The organism is Mycobacterium sp. 4858 (assembly GCF_900240975.1).
GTDB lineage: Bacteria > Actinomycetota > Actinomycetes > Mycobacteriales > Mycobacteriaceae > Mycobacterium.
Map to the genome: position 1 here is coordinate 1,324,736 of NZ_LT968776.1, position 18,609 is coordinate 1,343,344.

Here is an 18,609-nt window from a genome sequence, read left to right on the forward strand (position 1 = left end):
ACGCGTGCGCAATCACCGCACGAACTCGGCGGCCCGATGCCCGAGCATCACGATGGTCGCGTGCGGCCCCCGGCTGGTGATGGCGGGCAGGATCGAGCCGTCGATCACCCAAAGGTTGTCGATGCCGCGCACCCGGCAGCGACGATCGACGACGGCCCGCGGGTCGGTGTCGGCACCCATCGGCGCGGTGCCGCACAGATGTTGCGAAGTGGACCATACGGTGGGAGCGCCGACAGGGGTTGCGGTACCGGCCAGTTCGCGGGCAAGCTCGGCCCCCCGGCGTAGCGCCGCGACGTCGCCGGGCCGGCTGTCGTAACGGTGTTCGATGAGGGGCGGGACGTCGGGGTCCGCGGAGACCAGCGTGACGCGCCCGCGCGCCCGCGGCTGCATGAGCGCCACGCCGATGTGCGGCCAGTCGGCATGCCCGGCGGTGCCGTCGCCCGTCATCGCGACGAATCCTCCGGTGTAGGGCCTGATCTCGAGATCCTCGTCGGTGCTGAGCACGACCTCGAGCACCGGCCGGCCGGGGGCCACCGTCCACTCGGTCGGCAACACCCATTCGGGGTGATCGCTGAACGCGGCGCCGACCGGCAGCGGCGCCACCGTGGGTACGCCGACGGCCCGCAAACCGTCCTCCGACCCGATGCCGGAAAGCATCAGCAGTTGCGCGGTTTGAATGGCACCGGCGCACAGCACGATCCGATCAGCGGTCAGGGTCATGCGGCCGTGCGGGCCAATCGCGTCGACACCGATCGCGGCGGTGCCGGCGAACCGCAACCGCGCCGCGCGGGTCTGCGCGTGCAACGTCAGATTGGGCCGGCCCAGGGCCGGCAGCAGGAATCCGGCACCGGATCCGGTACGCACACCGTCGACGATGTTGAGCGGGACCGCCCCTATGCCCGAAACCGGTTCGGTGCCAACGTCGTTGAGATCACTGATCCAGCCGAATCCGGAGCGCTCTGCGGCGGCGATGAAACGCTCCGTGGTCCCGGTCATCTCCCGGGTGCGACGCACCCTGATCGGGCCGCTGTCCCCGTGGGCGGGGCCCGTGAAATCGAGGTCGGTCTCGATGGCGCGGAAGCTGTCGAGGACGTCGGACCAGGCCCAGCCCGGCAGGGCGAGGCGGTCGAAGTCGCGCGGCAACCCGCGGCAGAAATAGCCACCGTTGACCGCGCCGGAACCGCCGACCGTCGCCCCGCGCACGAGTGGATGCCGGCGCACCGGCCGATCGGTCAGGCTGGTCTGATAGCGCCGGACCAGTGGGCTGCCGACCCCTATCGGCAGCTGGAAGCCGTTGGCGGTTTGGGCGAGCAGTCCCGGATCGTCGAGGGCCGGGCCCGCCTCGAGGACGGTCACCACGCGGCTGGGATCGACCGAAAGGCGCTCGGCAACAACCGATCCAGCACTGCCGGCACCGACGATCAGCACGTCGCTGTGCGGGGCGGCGTTCATCAAGGACGGGTCAAGGTGGCGGCTAGCTCCGAATCTGCGGTTTCAGCGCGCGCAGGTTGCGCTCCCGCAGCACACCCCACCACAACCCGAGACCGTACGCCAGGTCGTCGACGCGCTTGAGCAACAGATACGTCAGCAGGCCGATCGGCTCCGCGTCGTCCCCGATGGCGTCGCGGCGGCGCAGCCAGTCCACCACGCCGTCCATGATCGCCGCGACCAGCACGACACGCCGGAAATGTCGCGACACCGTGGCGGCGATCAGTGCCAGCGGCCAGTAATGGCGGCACAGGGCCGACGCCAGCTGCAGCGCCGCCGACCACAGGCCGCGGGCCGCGATCACCACGACGTCGGTGATCGAGGTGTCGGCACCGCGCATCGCCCTGGCGATCCGGCGACCCGTCAAGACGGCGAAGACCACGGAGGCCAGCTGCGACAGGCTGGTCCCGAACGCCACCAGGATCCAGGTCATCAGCGCCCAGCCGGAGATCACCACCGGCGCCGTCTTGTCCGGGTGGCGGACCGAGAGCGGGGCCGCCGAGCCGCCGTAGAAGGCCTTGCGCGCCAGCCAATCCCTCAGTTCGGTGCGGTGGTCGTGGGCGACCAGCGCGATGGGCTCGTAGCGCAGCCGGGCGCCGGCTTCGATGAGCCGCCAACACAGGTCGACGTCCTCGCCGGACTGCAGCGTCTCGTCGAACCCACCGACCGCGCGCAGGGCGGAACACCGACAGATGATCGCCGCGCTGGGCACGTAGGACACGGTGCTGTGGGGCAGTACCGGGGCTTCGCGCTCGCCGAGGTCGAGCGAGGAGTGCACCGCCTCATAACGCGCCACCACATTCTCACTGTGCGACAAACCGACGATGCGCGGCGCGGCCAGCGCGACGGTCGGATCACAGAAATGCCCGAGCAGCGCCTCCAGCCACCCGCGCCGGGGCGCGACATCGGAATCCAGGAAGGCGACGTAGTCGGTGGTGCAGGCGGCCAGCCCGGTGTTGCGGGCGGCGGCCGGACCCCGGCTGCGCGAGTGCCGCAGCACCTCCACGTCGCAGTGGGCGCCGACGAAATCGTCCGGTTCGATGGGCGGGAACGAGCCATCGTCCACCACGATGACCCGCAGGCCGCGCAGCGAGCTCACCAGGCGTCGCACTCCGGACAGGTTGTCTCGCACCGGGATTACCACAGTGACGTCGTGGTGCGACGGACCACCCGCCGGCCGCGGATGCGCGACCGTGGCGTCCAGCAGCGTGCGGGCCAGCTGCGCGCTGACGTCGTCGCGGACCTTCAGCCGGCCGTCGCACAGCATGTCCTGGGCGGCCGGCGCGAGCTTGAGCAGCCGGGTCGGCGAACCGCCGAGCAGCGCGGAGCCGTCGCCGAGCACCCGCACGCGGCGATCGACCTGGACGGCGAAGCCGTCCGGCAGCCGGGGCGCGGGCGCGGTCACGTCAGCATCCCGTCGCGCCCGGGTGACCAACGGTCTACCCGGCGGACACACCGGTCGACCATCTCGGCGAGGATGCGCTCCCCCTCGGCGGCGGTCGCGGTGGTCGGGTCTCCAAGCACGCCCACGGGGCTGACCGCGGCCACTCCTCCGCGGCGCATCGACGGCAGCAGTTCGGCGAGCGGCGCCCGGTTGCCGGTGAGCCACCGATCGGTCAGCACGTCGCCCGGCGAGATGTGCAGCAACAGCGAGGTTTCGGTGTGGCCGGCGTGGGCGTCGCCGCCGGCGGCCAGGCATGGACACCAGCCGGCGTCGCGACCCTCGGCGCGCAGCCGGGCCACCGCGACGCTCAGCGCGGCGGTGTTGCCGCCATGGCCGTTGACGAAGACCAGGCGCCCGGCCCAGCCAGCGGCCGACCGGCCGTACTCCACCAGCAGCGTCGTCAGGGCTTCGGTCCCGATCGAGATGGTTCCGGCGAAGCTCTGGTGCTCGCCGCTGGCGCCGTAGGCGATGGCCGGCGCCACCAGCCAGTCGCGCCCGAGGCGCGCCCTGGCCCCGCGGGCGACCGCGGTTGCGATCCGGGTGTCGGTATCCAACGGCAGGTGCGGACCGTGCTGTTCGGTCGACCCCAGCGGGACCAATACCGACGGCGAGGTGCCCGACAGCTGGCTTGACGTCGCCATTGCCAATTCGCCGAGTACGGGCACTCGGTGATGGTAGGACGAATTCACCTGGCGTGCACCGATTGTTGTCCGTTGAAAATGATTTTTTTCTGGCTGGTTCATGCGGCGTTCGAAATCAATGCTCGTCCGTCACGGACACCACGCTTGTACCACGGTGTGGGCGGGCCATCATTCTCGGGAAATCTGCCCGGGATATCGGTGATTGGCGCCTACGCGCCGCCGCCGTCCGGGACGCCGAGCGCCCTGGTGAAGCCGGGCGGCACGAGGATGTCGTCCGGGCCAAGGTCGTGGACGCTGCCACGCCCCAGACCCATCAGCGCCGAGTCGATGCCGCCGCGCAGGATGTCGAGCACGTTCTCCACGCCCGCCTGCCCGGCCGCGGCCAGGCCCCACAGGTACGCGCGACCGATCATCACCGCGCGGGCCCCGAGCGCCACCGCCTTCACGACGTCACTGCCGCGGCGGATGCCGCCGTCGAGCAGCACCTCGACCTGATCGCCCACCGCGGCGGCCACCGCGGGCAGGGCGCGGATCGACGCCGGCGTTCCGTCCAGGTTGTTGCCGCCGTGGTTCGACACCGAAATCGCCGAAACTCCAGCGTCCACGGCCCTTTTCGCGTCGTCGACGCGTATCACGCCCTTGAGCATGAACGGCCCGCCCCACAGCTCGCGGAGCCAGGCGATGTCCTCCCACGTCGGGGGCGGCGTGCCCATCCACTCCCCGTAGGCCGCGAAGAACGGCGGGCCGGGTTCGCCGCGGCGCGCCTGGTTGGGCACGCGCAGGTCCGGCGGGCGCAGCGTCTTGCCGTACTTCCACAGCCAGCGGGGCTTGAAGACGGCCTCCGGCGACTGGCGCAGGATGGTCCGCAGGTTCATCTCCTCGGGGATCTTCGGGCTGCCCCAGTCGCGGCCGTGGGAGAACGACCAGTCGGTGGTGGCGATCAAGCCGACCGCACCGGCCTGCCGGGCCCGCTCCACCCGCTCGGCGATCGCGTCGCGCCCGCCCAGCCAGTAGACCTGGAAGAAGACCTTGGGGTTGGCGGCGATGACGTCCTCGATCGGTTTGCTCGCGAACGAGGACAGTCCCATCGCCGTGCCGCGCGCCGCCGCGGCCCGCGCGACGGCAACCTCGCCGTCGGGGTCGACGGCCTGCACGCCGGTGGGCGAGATCAGCACCGGCAGCGAAATATCCTGTCCCATAACGGTGGTCGACAGGTCACGCTTTTCCGGCGCGCCCACGACGTGGGGGGCGAACCCGAGTTCGCTGAAGGCCTCGACGTTGCCTGCGACGGTGATTCCCTTTTCGCTGCCCGCAACCAGCGCGGAATACACGGATTTCGGGAGCCGCCGTTTCGCGCGTTGCTGCGCGATGGCGACGGTCTCGAACCACTGGTCGGCCATGGCTAGACCGGGCTTTCGTTGCACAGGCGGGCGGGCGGCGCGTCCGGCGGTCGCACCGACAGCGTCAGCGGCACCGGCTGCCGGACCCGGCGCCCGTGGGAATGGTCGGCGCGGGGACGCGGCGTCTCCCGCTGCCGGGCCAGCGCCGACGCGCTGTGCCCCTGGACGCATTCGGGATCCGGCCCGTCCATCGGCAGCCCGGTGAAGAACTTGGCCGCCATGCACCCGCCCCGGCAGGCGTCGTAGTGCCCGCAGCTGCCGCAGGCGCCCGCGGACTGCGGTTCGCGCAACTCGCGGAACAGCGGTGCGTTCTTCCAGACGTTGTCGAATCCACCGTCGCTCAACACGTTTCCGGCCAGGAAGCGGTCGTGGATGGCGAACGGGCAGGCGTAGACATCGCCCACCGGGTCGATCAGGCACACCACCCGGCCGGCACCGCACATGTTCAGGCCGGCCAGCGCGCCGGCCGAGCCCAGCGGGGACAAGTGGAAGAAGGAATCACCGGTGAGCACCCGCTCCCCCTTGGCCACCAGCCAGTCATACAGCTGGACCTGCTGGGCGGCGGTGGGGTGCAGGTCCTCCCAGACGTCCGCGCCCCGCCCCGACGGACGCAGGCGGGTGATCCGCAGGGTCGCACCGTAACGGCGTGCCAGCGCGGCGAATTCGTCGAGCTGGTCGACGTTGTGCCGGGTGACCACCACCGAGATCTTGGCGTCCGCGAAGCCCGCCGCCGCCAGGTTCTCCAGCGCACGCACCGCCATGTCGAAGGAGCCGGGTCCCCGGACCGCGTCGTTGACCTCCGCGGTGGCGCCGTCGAGCGAGATCTGGACGTCGACGTAGTCGCTGGCTGCCAGCCGGGTGGCCACCTCTTCGGTGATGCGGACGCCGTTGGTGGAGAACTTCACCCCGACGTGGTGCGCGGTGGCGTAGTCGACCAGCTCCCAGAAGTCCGGCCGCACGGTCGGCTCCCCGCCGCCGATGTTGACGTAGAACACCTGCATGCGTTCCAGCTCGTCGATGATGTCCATGCACTGCCGGGTGGACAGCTCCCGCGGATCCCGCTTACCCGACGACGAAAGGCAGTGCACGCACGCCAGATTGCAGGCGTAGGTCAACTCCCACGTCAGGCAGATGGGCGCATCCAGCCCGCTCTCGAACTGCTCGATGAGCCGCGGCACTCTGGCCAGTCCGGCGGTCATGGGGCCTCCTGAGGAACCAACATCGACGAATCGGCCAACACGCCCAGCGCCTGCAGGTACGGCGCCTCACCCGAGTCGTCCACGCCCGCCGCGCGGCAGGCGGAGTGCACGTCGGGATGGTCAGCCAGGGACCGCACCACCGTCAGGATGGTGCGGTTCTTCAGAAACGACAGCTTGCGGGTGCCGAAGTGATAGAGCAGCGCCCCGAACGGTTCGGGTCGAACCGCCACCTGCGGGTGCAGCCGCCAGCCGCGGTCGGGGTCGAACACGCGGTCAGTAGACCCCGCACATGCCGTCGATGGACACCTCTTCGACCAGCGTCTCGGCGACGAGCTGGGTCTCGGTCTCGGTCTCGTGGTCCATGGGTCTTTGCCTTTCGCCGGGTCTTGACAACGATGGGACTTGGGTCACAAGCTTCGTCAGAATATGGCATCGAGTGCCGAAATGGAAGGGCGGGGTCTCATGGGGCCGCAGCCGCGGGTGGGCCGTCGCCGCTCGACCACGCCCCACCACATCACCGACGTCGCCATCGAGCTGTTCAGCGCCCGCGGTTTCGCCGACGTCAGCGTCGACGACGTCGCGCACGCCGCCGGCATCTCGAGGCGGACCCTGTTCCGCTACTACGCCTCCAAGAACGCCATCCCGTGGGGCGACTTCGACACCCACCTCGCGCACCTGAGCGACCTGCTCGACGACGTCGATCCGCGGGTGCCGCTGGGTCAGGCATTGCGCGATGCACTGTTGGCGTTCAACACCTTTGACGAGTCCGAGACCGCGCGACACCGCCAGCGCATGCGGGTGATACTGCAAACGGCCGAGCTGCAGGCCTACTCGATGACCATGTACGCCGGCTGGCGCGAGGTGATCGCCGGTTTCGTGGCCCGCCGGTCGGACCGCAAGACGACCGACCTGCTGCCCCGGACCGTTGCCTGGACCATGCTGGGGGTGGCGCTGTCGGCCTACGAGCACTGGCTCGGCGACGAGTCCGTGCCGCTGCCGACCGCGCTGGGCCAGGCGTTCGACGTGGTGGCCACCGGGTTGCACGGGCTGGATCGATGACCGCCGACCACCTGCTGAACACCCTGCGCGCGCAGGGGCGGTTCTGCGCGGGCTCCGGCTCGCCGATGTACGGCGAGCTTTTCGAGCTGGTGGCCCGCGACGTCGCCGCCGGCGGGGTCTTCGCGGCCGTCTTGTCCGGGCACGAGGACGCCCCCTCCCGCCTCGCGGTGCCGCTGCGGCTGCTCGGCGGCCTGCACCGGTTGGTGCTCGACGGCCGGGCTGAGCAGCTGCGCCGGTGGTATCCCAGCACGGGCGGCAGCTGGGACGCCGAACGGGCGTGGCCCGACATCGTGGACGTCGCGGCCGGCCACACCGAAACGCTGCGGGCGGCGTTGCGGCAACCGCCCCAGACCAACGAGGTCGGGCGCTCCGCCGCACTCATCGGCGCCCTGTTGCGCATCAACGGTGAATCAGACCTGCCGATAAGGCTTTTCGAGATCGGGACCAGCGCGGGACTCAACCTGCGCGCGGACCGCTACCGGTACCGCTTCGCCGGAGGAGAGTGGGGGCCCAGCGATTCGCCGGTGACCATCACCGACGCATGGCGCGGCGCTCTGCCGCCCGGCGGCGGGGTGCGCATCGTCGAGCGGCACGGCTACGACATCGCACCCGTCGACGTCACCGCAGCCGACGGGGAGCTCACCGTGTTGAGCTACGTCTGGCCCGACCAGACGGCCCGGCTCGAACGGCTGCGCGGCGCCATCGAGGTCGCCCGGCAGGTGCCGGCACGGCTGGCGCGCCAGACCGCGGCCGACGCGGTCGCCGGCCTGGCGCCTGCCGAGGGCGCGCTGACGGTGCTGTGGCACTCGATCACCTGGCAGTACCTGTCCGAGGAGGAGCGCGAGACGGTGCGCGCCCGGGTCCGGGCGGTGGGCGCACAGGCGGACGCGCGGTCGCCGTTCGTGCACCTCACGCTGGAGCCGGCGCGCGGCGGCCCCGACTCACCGATCCGGTTCCTGGTGCGGGCGCGCCGGTGGCCCGGGGGCGAGCTGCAGGTTCTCGGCGAATGCCACCCGCACGGTCCGCCGGTGCACTGGCGGTAGCCAGTCAGCCCAGCACGTCGGAAATGGGTGCGCCGGCTGCGATCTTGCCGCGGACCTTCATGACCTTGCCTGGCATCCCGCCACCGACGACGCCGACCAACACCCCGTCGCGCTCGTAGTAGGCCAGGAACTTGCGGCCGTCGTCCTCGACGAGGTGGACGGTGTCGGTGGCCTCCGGTTCTCCCAGGCACTGGATCTTCACGTCGTACTGGTCGCTCCAGAAGTACGGGACGACGACCGCGGCCGACGACACGTCCTGGCCCAGCATCGCGGGCACCACGACGCGGGTCTGGTCGGCGACATTGCTCCAATGTTCCACGCGCGCTTGATGTCCCGTCGCATCGCGCCAGGAGGCGACGTCACCGAGCGCCCACACGTTGGGCGCGCTGGTCCGTCCGGCCTGGTCGCAGAGCACGCCGTTGTCCACCTCGACGCCGCTGCCCTCGAGCCAGCCGGTCGCCGGGTGCGACCCGATGCCGATCACCACCAGGTCGGCCGCCAGCTCGGAGCCGTCGGACAGCACCACGGTGTCCACCCGCTCGTCGCCGCGCACGTCGGCCACCCCGACGCCGAGGCGGACGTCGACCCCTTCCTCGCGGTGCAGCCGCGCGACCAGCCCACCGATCTGCTCGCCGAGCACCGACGCCAGGGGCGTCGGCTGGGGCTCGACCAACACCACGTCCACCCCGAGGCTGCGCAGGCTGGCCGCCACCTCGCAGCCGATGAAGCCGGCGCCGACGATCACGGCGCGCCGCGCGGCGGACGCGTGTTCGCGCAGCGCCAGGCTCTCGTCGAACGTGCGCAGCACCCGGATGCCCTCCAGATCAGGCAGCGTAGGGATGCGCCGCGGCACCAGGCCGGTCGCGATGACGAGTTCGTCGTAGCCGATCACGGACCCGTCGGCCAGCGCCACCGTCTGCGCCGCGGTGTCCAGGCCGGTGGCCGCGGCGCCGAGCCGCAGGGTGATGTCGTTCTCGTCGTACCACTCGCGGGGTTTGAGGGCCACGTCGTCGACTTCTTTGCGCAGCACCTCTTTTGACAGCGGCGGGCGATCGTAGGGCAGGTGCACCTCGTCGCTGACGATCGTGACGCGGCCCGCGTAACCCGACCGGCGAAGCTGCTCGGCGGTCCGGGCGGCGGCCAGACCGCCACCGACGATCACGATTCCTTTGCTAGCGGTCACGTGGAGTTCATACCACGCAGGCCGGTCAGTACTTCAAGGCGCCCTTGTCCACGGGCACCTGCGTGCCGGTGAGGGTGCCCGCGCCGTCGCCAGCTAGCCACGCCACAACATCGGCCACCTCATCGGGGGTCATGAAGCCGTTGGGCTGCAAGGGCATCGGGGGAAAGCTGTGCACGAAGCTGGGATGGCGGGCAAATATCTCCATCATCGCCTCCGGCTCGATCATCGGGGTGTCGACCGAATACGGATGGATGGAGTTGACGCGGATGTTGTATTCGCCGAGCTCGATGGCGAGCGTGTTGGTCAGCGCGGTGAGACCGTGCTTGCTGGCCGAGTAATGCCCGTTGCCGGGCGTGGCTTTCAGCCCCGCCGACGAGCTGACCACCACGATCGACCCCCCGTTGCCGGCCTCGATCATCGCGGGCACGGTGGCCCGCAGGGTGCGCCAGGTGCCAGTCAGGTTGACCCCGATCACCGTGTCCCACTGCTCGTCGGTGAGCTCCCAAACCCGGCCCCAGCTCAGGACTCCGGCGTTGGCCACCACGATGTCGAGCCGGCCGAATTGTTCGACGCCGTCGGCCACGAGCTGGCGCAGGGCGGCGTCGTCCCGGATGTCCACTTCGCGCGCCAACACCTTGCGCCCCTCGGCTTCCACCAGGCGGACCGTCTCGGCGAGGTCCTCCGGCGTAGCGGGCGTGTAGGTGAGGCACTTCGACGCCGGCGCACAGATGTCGAGCGCGATGATGTCGGCACCCTCGCGGGCCAGCCGCACCGCGTGCGAACGGCCCTGGGCGCGGGCGGCGCCGGTGATGAACGCGACCCGCCCCTGCAGTGATCCAGTCACGGAGTCAGGCTAGCAGCGGAACTGAAACCTGTTCTAACTCGGCCGGCGATCAGATTTCGGAGATGATCTGGGCCCGCCGGCTGCTGTACTCCTGGTCGGTCAGCGCGCCGCTGGCGCGCAGCGTCTCGAGTTCCTGCAGCCGTTGAGCGATCGATGGTTGCGGGGGCGTGACCACCGGTGCGGGCCCGCCGGCAGTCGCCGGTTGGGGGGCCGGCTGGGCGGCCGGCGCCTGTTGTTCGGCCGCCCGGCGCACCACCGCCTGAATCTGCTGGCGCAGCACCGGATTCGACCGGATGTCCACCATCCGGTTCAGCGGGACGTTGTTGGCCTTGAGGATCTGCAGGATCTCCATCAACGGGCCGGCCTGCCCGCTCAGGTCGTAGCTCTGGTTGTCTTCGGACACCGTGAACTGGGCGGGCACCAGGCCGTTGACCAAAGCGCTTCGCTCCCAGTCGATTAGGTATTCATTGGTGGTGGGATTGACCAGCACCACCAATTTGCGTGCGTTGAGGTTGCCCAGCCGGGTCACGCTGGCGATCACCCGGTCCTCGCTGTCGAACGGCAGGAACCCGGGCCCGGCGATGTGCAGGTGCACCTTGACCACCTGCTGGTTGTTGATCCACGTCCCGGTCTCGGTGACGCCGGTGATCTGGGCGAGGGCCAGCACCCCGCTTTGTTCGAGCGCCGCGGTCTTGGCCGAGGACTTCGCGCCGTAGTTGGCCAGTGCGAGCGCGACCAGCACGTCGGCCACGGTGACGAGGAGACCGACATAGAACATCCACTGCAACAGGCTGCCGAGCCCGAGGGTGAAATAGACGATCAGGAAAATCGGCCCGACCAGGCCGCCGCACAGTAAAACCACCAACTGTGCCTTCAGGTAGCGCGCCAACACGAGTGTCTCCTTACACTGGCCGAATTTCCGTGTCAGATTAGCTGTCGCGGTCTCAGCACGACTCGCATACGCGCGAACGGCCGGAGTGTCAGTCCACCCTGGGTATCAGCGGCGGCGCGGGACGCGCCGACGACCCCGCCGAAGTCCCCGGGGTGGGCGAATGGGCCGACACCATTTTCACCGGTGTGCCGGTCGATACCGGCATCGCCGGGGCCGCGGCGGCCTGCGGTGTCTCAACCTGGGCGGGCGTCGAGACGAGCGGGTTGACCGTCGTCGGAGGGGTCGCTACCGGCTGCGAGGCGGCCGGGGCGTAGGCGGGCGTCACCATATTCACCGGCGTCGCGGGCGTGGCGGCCGGGGCCAGCCCGGCCGGCCCCGCGGCGTCGGCGACCACCGTCGGGCCGGCCGCTGCCGGATTGCCCGCGATCGCCGAAGCCGGCGCGATCGCCGACATCAGGGGGGCCGCCGGTACGCCCGGCGCCGAACCGCCCGCGGCCGCCGCCGCCGGCAGCTGCGCGGCCATCGACGCGGGTGCCCCCGCGGCCTGCAACGGCGTGGTGTTGGCGGCCTCGGTGGCCAGGTATTGCGCCGCGCCGCCATTCATCAGTTGCACGAACTGGTTGTGAAACGCCGCGGCCTGCGCGCTGAGCGCCTGATATACCTGAGAGTGCGCGCCGAACAGCGCCGCGATGCCCGCGGACACCTCGTCGGCGCCCGGGGCCAGCACGGTCGACGTCGGGCCCATCGCCATCGAGTTCGCCGACGTGATCGTCCAGCCGATCCTGGCTAGATCCGACGCCGCTGCCTCCACGTATTCAGGCGTCGCGAATACGAAGGACATCCGAACCTCCCGGTCATCTTCCGCCCCCGACTCCCTTACCGAGGAATCGTAGCGGAGCCGGCCGCGTTCGGCCCGGTAAAACGCATAAAGCCCGGATTGCCGCAATCGGCAATCCGGGCTTTAGCGCGGACGAACTACTTGATGATCTTGACGACCCGGCCGGCGCCGACGGTGCGGCCACCCTCGCGGATCGCGAACCGCAGACCCTCGTCCATGGCGACGGGCTGGATCAGCTTGACCGAGATGTTGGTGTTGTCACCGGGCATCACCATCTCGGTGCCCTCCGGCAGTGTCACCACACCGGTCACGTCTGTGGTGCGGAAGTAGAACTGCGGACGGTAGTTGTTGAAGAACGGCGTGTGCCGGCCGCCCTCATCCTTGGACAGGATGTAGACCGAGCCCTCGAACTCGGTGTGCGGCGTGGTGGTGCCGGGCTTCGTGACGACCTGACCGCGCTCGACGTCCTCGCGCTTGATACCGCGCAGCAGCAGACCGACGTTGTCACCGGCCTGCCCCTGGTCGAGCAGCTTGCGGAACATCTCCACACCGGTGACCGTGGTCTTGGTGCTGGTCGGCCGGATGCCGACGATCTCGACTTCCTCGTTCACGTTGATCACGCCGCGCTCGACACGACCGGTGACCACAGTGCCACGACCGGTGATCGTGAACACGTCCTCCACCGGCATCAGGAACGGCTTCTCGGTCTCGCGGACCGGGTCCGGGATCGACTCGTCGACCGCGTCCATCAGCTGCTCGACGGACTCGACCCACTTCGCGTCGCCCTCGAGCGCCTTGAGCGCCGACACCCGAACGACCGGGGCGTCCTCGTCGAACTCCTGGGCGGCCAGCAACTCGCGGACCTCCATCTCGACGAGCTCCAGCAGCTCCTCGTCGTCGACCATGTCGGCCTTGTTCAGCGCCACCAGGATGTAGGGCACGCCCACCTGACGCGCCAGCAGCACGTGCTCGCGGGTCTGCGGCATCGGGCCGTCGGTGGCGGCGACCACCAGGATCGCGCCGTCCATCTGGGCGGCGCCGGTGATCATGTTCTTGATGTAGTCGGCGTGGCCGGGGGCGTCGACGTGGGCGTAGTGCCGCTTGTCGGTCTGGTACTCCACGTGGGAGATGTTGATGGTGATACCGCGCTGACGCTCCTCGGGCGCGTTGTCGATCTGGTCGAACGCGCGGGACTCGTTCAAGTCCGGGTACTTGTCGTGCAGAACCTTGGTGATAGCCGCGGTCAGCGTCGTCTTGCCGTGGTCAACGTGACCGATGGTCCCAATGTTGACGTGCGGCTTCGTCCGCTCGAACTTCGCCTTCGCCACTTCGTTGTCCTCCTGGACTTGTTGGTGCTTGTTAAAGCAGTGTTGGTGTTTTCAGTTGTGCCGCGCCCAAGGCTTTGCAATGACCCGGCAAGATTACTCCGAGCAGATGTTTACTGACCCGTCGCCTTCGCGATGATCTCCTTCGACACGTTCGCCGGCACTTCGGCGTAGGAGTCGAACACCATGGAGTAGTTCGCCCGGCCTTGGGTCTTGGACCTCAGGTCGCCGACGTAGCCGAACATCTCCGACAGCGGCACGTGCGCCCTGACGACGCGTGCACCGCTCCGCTCCTCCATGGCCTGGATCTGGCCACGGCGAGAGTTCAGGTCGCCGATCACGTCGCCCATGTAGTCCTCGGGCGTGGTGACCTCGACGGCCATGATGGGTTCCAGGATCACCGGCTGTGCTTGCGCGGCAGCCTTTTTCAGCACCTGCGAACCGGCGATCTTGAACGCCATCTCCGAGGAGTCCACCTCGTGGAAGGCGCCGTCGAGCAGCGTGACCTTGAGGTTCACCAGCGGGTAACCGGCCAGCACGCCGTACTGCATCGCGTCCTGCGCGCCCGCGTCCACCGACGGGATGTACTCCCGGGGGATGCGGCCACCGGTGACCTTGTTCTCGAACTCGTAGGTGGCGCCGTCCTCGCCGGTGAACGGCTCGAGGTTGATGATCACCTTCGCGAACTGGCCGGAGCCACCCGTCTGCTTCTTGTGGGTGAACTCGACGTTGTTCGCGGCCCGCTTGATGGTCTCCTTGTAGGCCACCTGTGGCTTACCGACGTTGGCCTCGACCTTGAATTCGCGGCGCATGCGGTCCACCAGGATGTCCAGGTGCAGCTCGCCCATCCCGCCGATCACGGTCTGGCCGGTCTCCTGGTCCAGGTGCACCTTGAACGTCGGGTCCTCTTCGGCGAGCTTCTGGATCGAGAGGCTCAGCTTCTCCTGGTCGCTCTTGGTCTTGGGCTCGATGGCCACCTCGATGACCGGGTCCGGGAAGGTCATCGACTCCAGTACGACCTGGTCGTTCGGGTCGCTCAGGGTGTCGCCGGTGGTGGTGTCCTTCAGGCCGATCACCGCGTAGATGTGACCCGCCGACGCGGTCTCCACCGGGTTCTCCTTGTTGGAGTGCATCTGGAACAGCTTGCCCAGCCGCTCCTTCTTGCCCTTGGTGGAGTTGATGACCTGACTGCCGGAGTCGACCTTGCCCGAGTACACCCGAACGTAGGTGAGCTTGCCGAAGAACGGGTGCGTGGCGACCTTGAACGCCAGCGCCGAGAACGGCTCGTCGGTGGACGGCTTGCGGATGACCTCGACGTCCTCCTTGCCGGGCGCGTGGCCGACGGCCGGCGGCACGTCCAGCGGCGAGGGCAGGTAGTCGATGACCGCATCCAGCATCGGCTGCACGCCCTTGTTCTTGAACGCGCTGCCGCACAGCACCGGGTAGGCCTCCGAGCTGATGGTCAGCTTGCGGAGTGCGCCCTTGATCTCCTCGACGGTGAGTTCCTCGCCGCCCAGGTACTTCTCCAGCAGCGACTCGTCGGTCTCGGCGACGGCCTCGAGCAGCTTGGTGCGGTACTCGTCGGCCTTCTCCCGCAGGTCGGCGGGGATGTCGACGACGTCGTACTTCTCACCGAGCTTGGCCTCCGCGCTCCACACCTTGGCCTTCATCTCGACCAGGTCGACGACGCCCTCGAAGTCGCCTTCGGAGCCGACCGGCAGCTGGATCGGGATGACGTTGGCGCCCAGGCGCTCTTCCATCGTGCGCACCGAGAAGTAGAAGTCGGCGCCGATCTTGTCCATCTTGTTGACGAAGCAGATCCGCGGGACGTCGTACTTGTCGGCCTGGCGCCACACCTGCTCGGACTGCGGCTCGACACCCTCCTTGCCGTCGAAGACGGCCACGGCACCGTCGAGCACGCGCAGGCTGCGCTCCACCTCGACGGTGAAGTCGACGTGCCCGGGGGTGTCGATGATGTTGATCTGGTTGTCGTTCCAGAAGCAGGTGGTGGCGGCGGAGGTGATGGTGATTCCGCGCTCCTGCTCCTGCTCCATCCAGTCCATGGTGGCGGCGCCATCGTGGACCTCACCGATCTTGTAGCTGATACCGGTGTAGTAGAGGATGCGCTCCGTCGTCGTCGTCTTGCCGGCGTCGATGTGCGCCATGATGCCGATGTTGCGGACCTTGGTCAGGTCGGTCAGCACGTCCTTCTGTGCCACAGAAGTCTTCCCACTCTTTCGATTGCTTGGTTGCTGTCTTGGTTGCGCCCGGCCACTCTGCCAGTTCGGCGCCGGACGCCGCCTTTACCAGCGATAGTGCGCGAAGGCGCGGTTGGCCTCGGCCATCTTGTGGGTGTCCTCACGCCGCTTGACGGAGGCTCCCAGGCCGTTGCTGGCGTCCAGGATCTCGTTCGCCAGCCGCTCGACCATCGTCTTCTCCCGGCGCTGCCGCGAGAAGCTGACAAGCCAGCGCAGCGCCAGCGTGGTGGACCGGTCCGGACGGACCTCGACCGGCACCTGGTAGGTCGCACCGCCGACGCGGCGGCTGCGCACCTCCAGCGCGGGCTTGACGTTGTCGAGGGCGCGCTTGAGCGTGATCACAGGATCGGTGCCCGTCTTGTCCCGGGCATTCTCGAGCGCTCCATAAACAATGCGCTCGGCCAGCGATTTCTTCCCCTGCAGGAGGACTTTGTTCACCAGCTGGGTGACCAGCTGCGACCCGTAGACCGGGTCGTTGACCAACGGACGCTTCGGCGCGGGCCCCTTGCGCGGCATCAGCTCTTCTCCTTCTTGGCGCCATAACGGCTGCGAGCCTGCTTGCGGTTCTTGACCCCCTGGGTGTCGAGCGAACCGCGAATGATCTTGTACCGCACACCGGGCAGGTCCTTGACTCGGCCACCACGGACCAGCACCATCGAGTGCTCCTGCAGGTTGTGGCCCTCGCCCGGGATGTAGGCGGTGACCTCGACCTGGCTGGTCAGCTTGACGCGCGCGACCTTCCGAAGCGCCGAGTTCGGCTTCTTCGGAGTGGTGGTGTACACGCGAGTGCATACGCCACGGCGCTGCGGGCTGCCCTTCAGGGCCGCGGTCTTGACCTTGGCGATCTTGTCGCGGCGACCCTTGCGGACCAGCTGCTGAATCGTTGGCATCTACCGGCTTTCTGTGTTCGTGTTCGGTGCCTGTCGGCTGTTCTCAAGTCTTCGTACTGCAGTTTTGCCCTGCCGCACTACCCCGCGGCCGGGTGTGTCGCACGCGCTGCGCACCGGAGAAGATCCGATGCATCGTGGACATGCGAATTCGCCCGGCATCCACTTCCTTACGGTTAGGCGCCGTAAGCCGCCAGGCACGAGCCTCCACAATACCCGCCGCCGGTCTCGCAGGTCAAAGCGGCGGTTCGTGGCGATCGCAAGCGCGGCCGTGGCGATCGCAAGCGCGGCCGTGGTGGTCGCAAGCGCGGCGAAGCCGGGCGCAGCGGGCCGCCACAGTCGATGCGAGCCGGGCGCAGCGGGTCGCCACCATCGGACCTAACCTCTTGCGGTGTTGTGCGCGACGCGCCGCTCCATGCCCGCCGCCAGCCGCAGCACCATGTCCGAGAACAGCGCGTCGGTGTCGATGTCGTCCATCACACCGGTCATCTCCAGCAGCACGAAGCCGTGCAGCGCGGACCAGAACTCCAGCGAAGCGTGGAAGGCCTCCTCGCCGTCGAGACCGTAGGAGGACAGCACCGAGATCACCGGCGCGGCCGCGCCCCTGGTCACCGCCGTGTACTCGGGATCCTCACCGCCGAACGGCATCCGGGTGAACGCCGAGTACCGGCCGGGGTGGTGATGGGCGTAGCTGCGGTAGGCGCCCGCCATGACCAGCACGGCGTCGTCGCGGGCGCGACCCTCGCCGACCCTGTTCAGCATCGTGATGATGTCGTCGATGACGCGGATCCGCACCGCGCGGCGCAGGTCCTGCAGGCTGTCCACGTGGTTGTACAGCGACGGCCCCTTGGTGCCGAGTTGCGTCGCCAGCGCGTTGATGGTGAGGGCGTCCCAGCCCTCCCGGTCCAGGAAGGTGAGCGCGCCGTCGATGATGCCTTCGCGGCTCAGCTTGGCAGGGCGCGAGCCCGTTCTCCCCCCGCGCGGACGCCCGGCCGCGGAGGCCGTTTCCGGCTGAGCTGCCATGGCGGGGGCCCTTCGCTTGCGTTCATCGGGGTGCTTAACTAATGACTCTAGTTGACGCCGGGCGCGAAACTGTTTCAGCCATGGCCGGATGGACGTAATCTCATCGAGCAGATCCACCCGTCACTAAAGGGGGCCCGCAGTGAAGTGGACAACCGTCGCCGGGTCGCTGGCAACCTGTGTCATCACCGTCGCCGCAATCCCCGCCCCCGCCGCACACGCCAAGAACGGCGACACCCACGTCGTCGGGGAGGGCATCGAGCAGACGCTGGATTGCAATGACGCCACCCTGCTGGTCAACGGCACCCGTAACAACGTGACGGCGCTGGGCAACTGCTACGCGGTGACGGTGATGGGCTCGTCCAACACCGTCGTCGCCGACTCGGTCTCGCACGACATCACCGTCTACGGCTACGACCAGACGGTGTTCTACCACGGCGGCTCGCCGTTCCTCTGGGACCGCGGCCGCGAGCTCGGGATGACCAACCGGCTTCAGCAGGTACCCGGCTGAGCCCGACACCGCACCGCCATTCGACCGAGGGGAATCGAGGAACATTGTCCGCCCACATCTTTGACCGCCCCTCGGGGCTGACCGCGTTCGCCATCGCCCCGGCCGTCGCGGCGGTATTGCTGGCCGGCTGCAGTTCGACGGCCAACCCGCCCACGAGTTCCACCACGACGACGAAGAGCAGTACGACGACAACGAGCGCCGGGGCGGCGCCGACGACGGGGTCGAGCGGGGCGAGCACCACCGCGTCGGTGGAGATCGGCAACACGCTCAACTACGGGTCGATGGGCACCACCACGGCGCTCGACTGCGCCAGCGGCAAGTCGCTGAACGTGGGCGGTTCGGACAACACCCTGACCGTCACCGGAGACTGCACGACGGTGACCGTCGGCGGCACGAACAACAAGATCACCCTGGACAAGGTCGACACCCGCATCAGCGTGGTGGGGCTGAACAACACCATCACCTACAAAGACGGTGAGCCCAAGGTCGACAACCTGGGCTCCGGCAACACCATCACCAAGGGCAGCTGAGCGGTAGTCGTTCGCCGGCATCGGTTTTCGCCGGGGTGCTGCGGGAG

20 protein-coding genes are annotated in these 18,609 nt (G+C 68.8%); 4 read left to right on the plus strand and 16 right to left on the minus strand.

From position 1 onward, the window contains the following. Positions 1-12: 12 nt before the first annotated feature. From mftG to mftA, 7 genes are all read right to left on the minus strand, one after another. Complete coding sequence (mftG, locus tag C1737_RS14765; protein ID WP_102418745.1) at positions 13-1,452, minus strand: mycofactocin system GMC family oxidoreductase MftG; 1,440 nt, start codon at positions 1,450-1,452, stop codon at positions 13-15. Positions 1,453-1,474: 22 nt separating this feature from the next. Next, positions 1,475-2,893 carry a mycofactocin biosynthesis glycosyltransferase MftF gene (gene mftF / locus C1737_RS14770; protein ID WP_067921852.1) on the minus strand — a complete coding sequence of 473 codons (1,419 nt, stop codon included), beginning with the start codon at positions 2,891-2,893 and terminating at the stop codon, positions 1,475-1,477. After that, positions 2,890-3,621 carry a mycofactocin biosynthesis peptidyl-dipeptidase MftE gene (gene mftE, locus C1737_RS14775; RefSeq protein ID WP_102418746.1) on the minus strand — a complete coding sequence of 244 codons (732 nt, stop codon included), beginning with the start codon at positions 3,619-3,621 and terminating at the stop codon, positions 2,890-2,892. The genes mftF and mftE overlap by 4 nt, the downstream gene beginning before the upstream one ends. Before the next feature lie 161 nt (positions 3,622-3,782). Beyond that, positions 3,783-4,973: a pre-mycofactocin synthase MftD gene (gene mftD, locus C1737_RS14780; RefSeq protein ID WP_067921860.1), complete on the minus strand. Its 1,191-nt coding sequence runs from the start codon at positions 4,971-4,973 to the stop codon at positions 3,783-3,785. Positions 4,974-4,975: 2 nt separating this feature from the next. Then, a complete protein-coding gene (gene mftC, locus C1737_RS14785) occupies positions 4,976-6,172 on the minus strand; it encodes a mycofactocin radical SAM maturase (protein WP_068092139.1) in 1,197 nt (398 codons plus the stop codon). After that, the gene (gene mftB / locus C1737_RS14790) at positions 6,169-6,441 is read right to left on the minus strand and encodes a mycofactocin biosynthesis chaperone MftB (RefSeq protein ID WP_067921865.1); all 273 of its coding nucleotides are present in this window, start codon (positions 6,439-6,441) and stop codon (positions 6,169-6,171) included. The genes mftC and mftB overlap by 4 nt, the downstream gene beginning before the upstream one ends. Positions 6,442-6,445: 4 nt before the next feature. Further along, positions 6,446-6,535: a mycofactocin precursor MftA gene (mftA, locus tag C1737_RS14795; protein WP_040621348.1), complete on the minus strand. Its 90-nt coding sequence runs from the start codon at positions 6,533-6,535 to the stop codon at positions 6,446-6,448. Between the two features lie 99 nt (positions 6,536-6,634). Between mftA and mftR the strand changes: the two genes are divergently transcribed. Both mftR and C1737_RS14805 read left to right on the plus strand, forming a co-directional pair. Continuing rightward, positions 6,635-7,231: a mycofactocin system transcriptional regulator gene (gene mftR, locus C1737_RS14800; RefSeq protein WP_067921868.1), complete on the plus strand. Its 597-nt coding sequence runs from the start codon at positions 6,635-6,637 to the stop codon at positions 7,229-7,231. Then, the gene (locus C1737_RS14805) at positions 7,228-8,274 is read left to right on the plus strand and encodes a DUF2332 domain-containing protein (protein WP_102418747.1); all 1,047 of its coding nucleotides are present in this window, start codon (positions 7,228-7,230) and stop codon (positions 8,272-8,274) included. The genes mftR and C1737_RS14805 overlap by 4 nt, the downstream gene beginning before the upstream one ends. Positions 8,275-8,278: 4 nt before the next feature. Here C1737_RS14805 and C1737_RS14810 read toward each other — a convergent pair whose 3' ends face one another. The 9 genes from C1737_RS14810 to C1737_RS14850 form a co-directional block, all read right to left on the minus strand. Beyond that, the gene (locus C1737_RS14810; RefSeq protein ID WP_102418748.1) at positions 8,279-9,457 is read right to left on the minus strand and encodes an NAD(P)/FAD-dependent oxidoreductase; all 1,179 of its coding nucleotides are present in this window, start codon (positions 9,455-9,457) and stop codon (positions 8,279-8,281) included. A gap of 25 nt (positions 9,458-9,482) precedes the next feature. Beyond that, a complete protein-coding gene (locus tag C1737_RS14815; RefSeq protein WP_067921877.1) occupies positions 9,483-10,301 on the minus strand; it encodes a mycofactocin-coupled SDR family oxidoreductase in 819 nt (272 codons plus the stop codon). A gap of 49 nt (positions 10,302-10,350) precedes the next feature. After that, positions 10,351-11,193, minus strand: coding sequence for an SHOCT domain-containing protein (locus C1737_RS14820; protein ID WP_102418749.1), 843 nt, complete (start codon positions 11,191-11,193; stop codon positions 10,351-10,353). A gap of 88 nt (positions 11,194-11,281) precedes the next feature. Continuing rightward, positions 11,282-12,034: a PE family protein gene (locus C1737_RS14825; protein ID WP_102418750.1), complete on the minus strand. Its 753-nt coding sequence runs from the start codon at positions 12,032-12,034 to the stop codon at positions 11,282-11,284. A 134-nt stretch (positions 12,035-12,168) separates the two neighbouring features. After that, on the minus strand, positions 12,169-13,359 hold the full coding sequence (gene tuf / locus C1737_RS14830) for an elongation factor Tu (RefSeq protein WP_067921884.1): 1,191 nt from the start codon (positions 13,357-13,359) through the stop codon (positions 12,169-12,171). A 110-nt stretch (positions 13,360-13,469) separates the two neighbouring features. Then, positions 13,470-15,575: an elongation factor G gene (fusA, locus tag C1737_RS14835; protein WP_082972724.1), complete on the minus strand. Its 2,106-nt coding sequence runs from the start codon at positions 15,573-15,575 to the stop codon at positions 13,470-13,472. 84 nt (positions 15,576-15,659) lie between these two features. Further along, a complete protein-coding gene (gene rpsG / locus C1737_RS14840; protein WP_007167813.1) occupies positions 15,660-16,130 on the minus strand; it encodes a 30S ribosomal protein S7 in 471 nt (156 codons plus the stop codon). Further along, on the minus strand, positions 16,130-16,504 hold the full coding sequence (rpsL, locus tag C1737_RS14845; protein ID WP_007167812.1) for a 30S ribosomal protein S12: 375 nt from the start codon (positions 16,502-16,504) through the stop codon (positions 16,130-16,132). Before rpsL ends, rpsG begins: the two co-directional genes overlap by 1 nt. 375 nt (positions 16,505-16,879) lie before the next feature. Further along, positions 16,880-17,524: a TetR/AcrR family transcriptional regulator gene (locus C1737_RS14850; protein WP_102418751.1), complete on the minus strand. Its 645-nt coding sequence runs from the start codon at positions 17,522-17,524 to the stop codon at positions 16,880-16,882. A gap of 139 nt (positions 17,525-17,663) precedes the next feature. Between C1737_RS14850 and C1737_RS14855 the strand changes: the two genes are divergently transcribed. Next, the gene (locus C1737_RS14855; protein WP_102418752.1) at positions 17,664-18,032 is read left to right on the plus strand and encodes a DUF3060 domain-containing protein; all 369 of its coding nucleotides are present in this window, start codon (positions 17,664-17,666) and stop codon (positions 18,030-18,032) included. 77 nt (positions 18,033-18,109) lie between these two features. Continuing rightward, entirely contained in the window at positions 18,110-18,562 is a 453-nt protein-coding gene (locus C1737_RS14860) for a DUF3060 domain-containing protein (RefSeq protein WP_102419963.1), read from the plus strand. The last annotated feature ends 47 nt before the right edge of the window (positions 18,563-18,609 follow it).

Excerpts from the sequence above, each read along its gene's own strand:
- mftD (WP_067921860.1), bottom strand. The coding sequence starts at position 4,973 with ATGGCCGACCAGTGGTTCGAGACCGTCGCCATCGCGCAGCAACGCGCG.
- mftR (WP_067921868.1), top strand. The coding sequence starts at position 6,635 with ATGGGGCCGCAGCCGCGGGTGGGCCGTCGCCGCTCGACCACGCCCCAC.
- mftA (WP_040621348.1), bottom strand. The coding sequence starts at position 6,535 with ATGGACCACGAGACCGAGACCGAGACCCAGCTCGTCGCCGAGACGCTG.
- mftG (WP_102418745.1), bottom strand. The coding sequence starts at position 1,452 with ATGAACGCCGCCCCGCACAGCGACGTGCTGATCGTCGGTGCCGGCAGT.
- C1737_RS14825 (WP_102418750.1), bottom strand. The coding sequence starts at position 12,034 with ATGTCCTTCGTATTCGCGACGCCTGAATACGTGGAGGCAGCGGCGTCG.
- C1737_RS14850 (WP_102418751.1), bottom strand. The coding sequence starts at position 17,524 with ATGGCAGCTCAGCCGGAAACGGCCTCCGCGGCCGGGCGTCCGCGCGGG.
- rpsG (WP_007167813.1), bottom strand. The coding sequence starts at position 16,130 with ATGCCGCGCAAGGGGCCCGCGCCGAAGCGTCCGTTGGTCAACGACCCG.
- mftC (WP_068092139.1), bottom strand. The coding sequence starts at position 6,172 with ATGACCGCCGGACTGGCCAGAGTGCCGCGGCTCATCGAGCAGTTCGAG.
- rpsL (WP_007167812.1), bottom strand. The coding sequence starts at position 16,504 with ATGCCAACGATTCAGCAGCTGGTCCGCAAGGGTCGCCGCGACAAGATC.
- C1737_RS14805 (WP_102418747.1), top strand. The coding sequence starts at position 7,228 with ATGACCGCCGACCACCTGCTGAACACCCTGCGCGCGCAGGGGCGGTTC.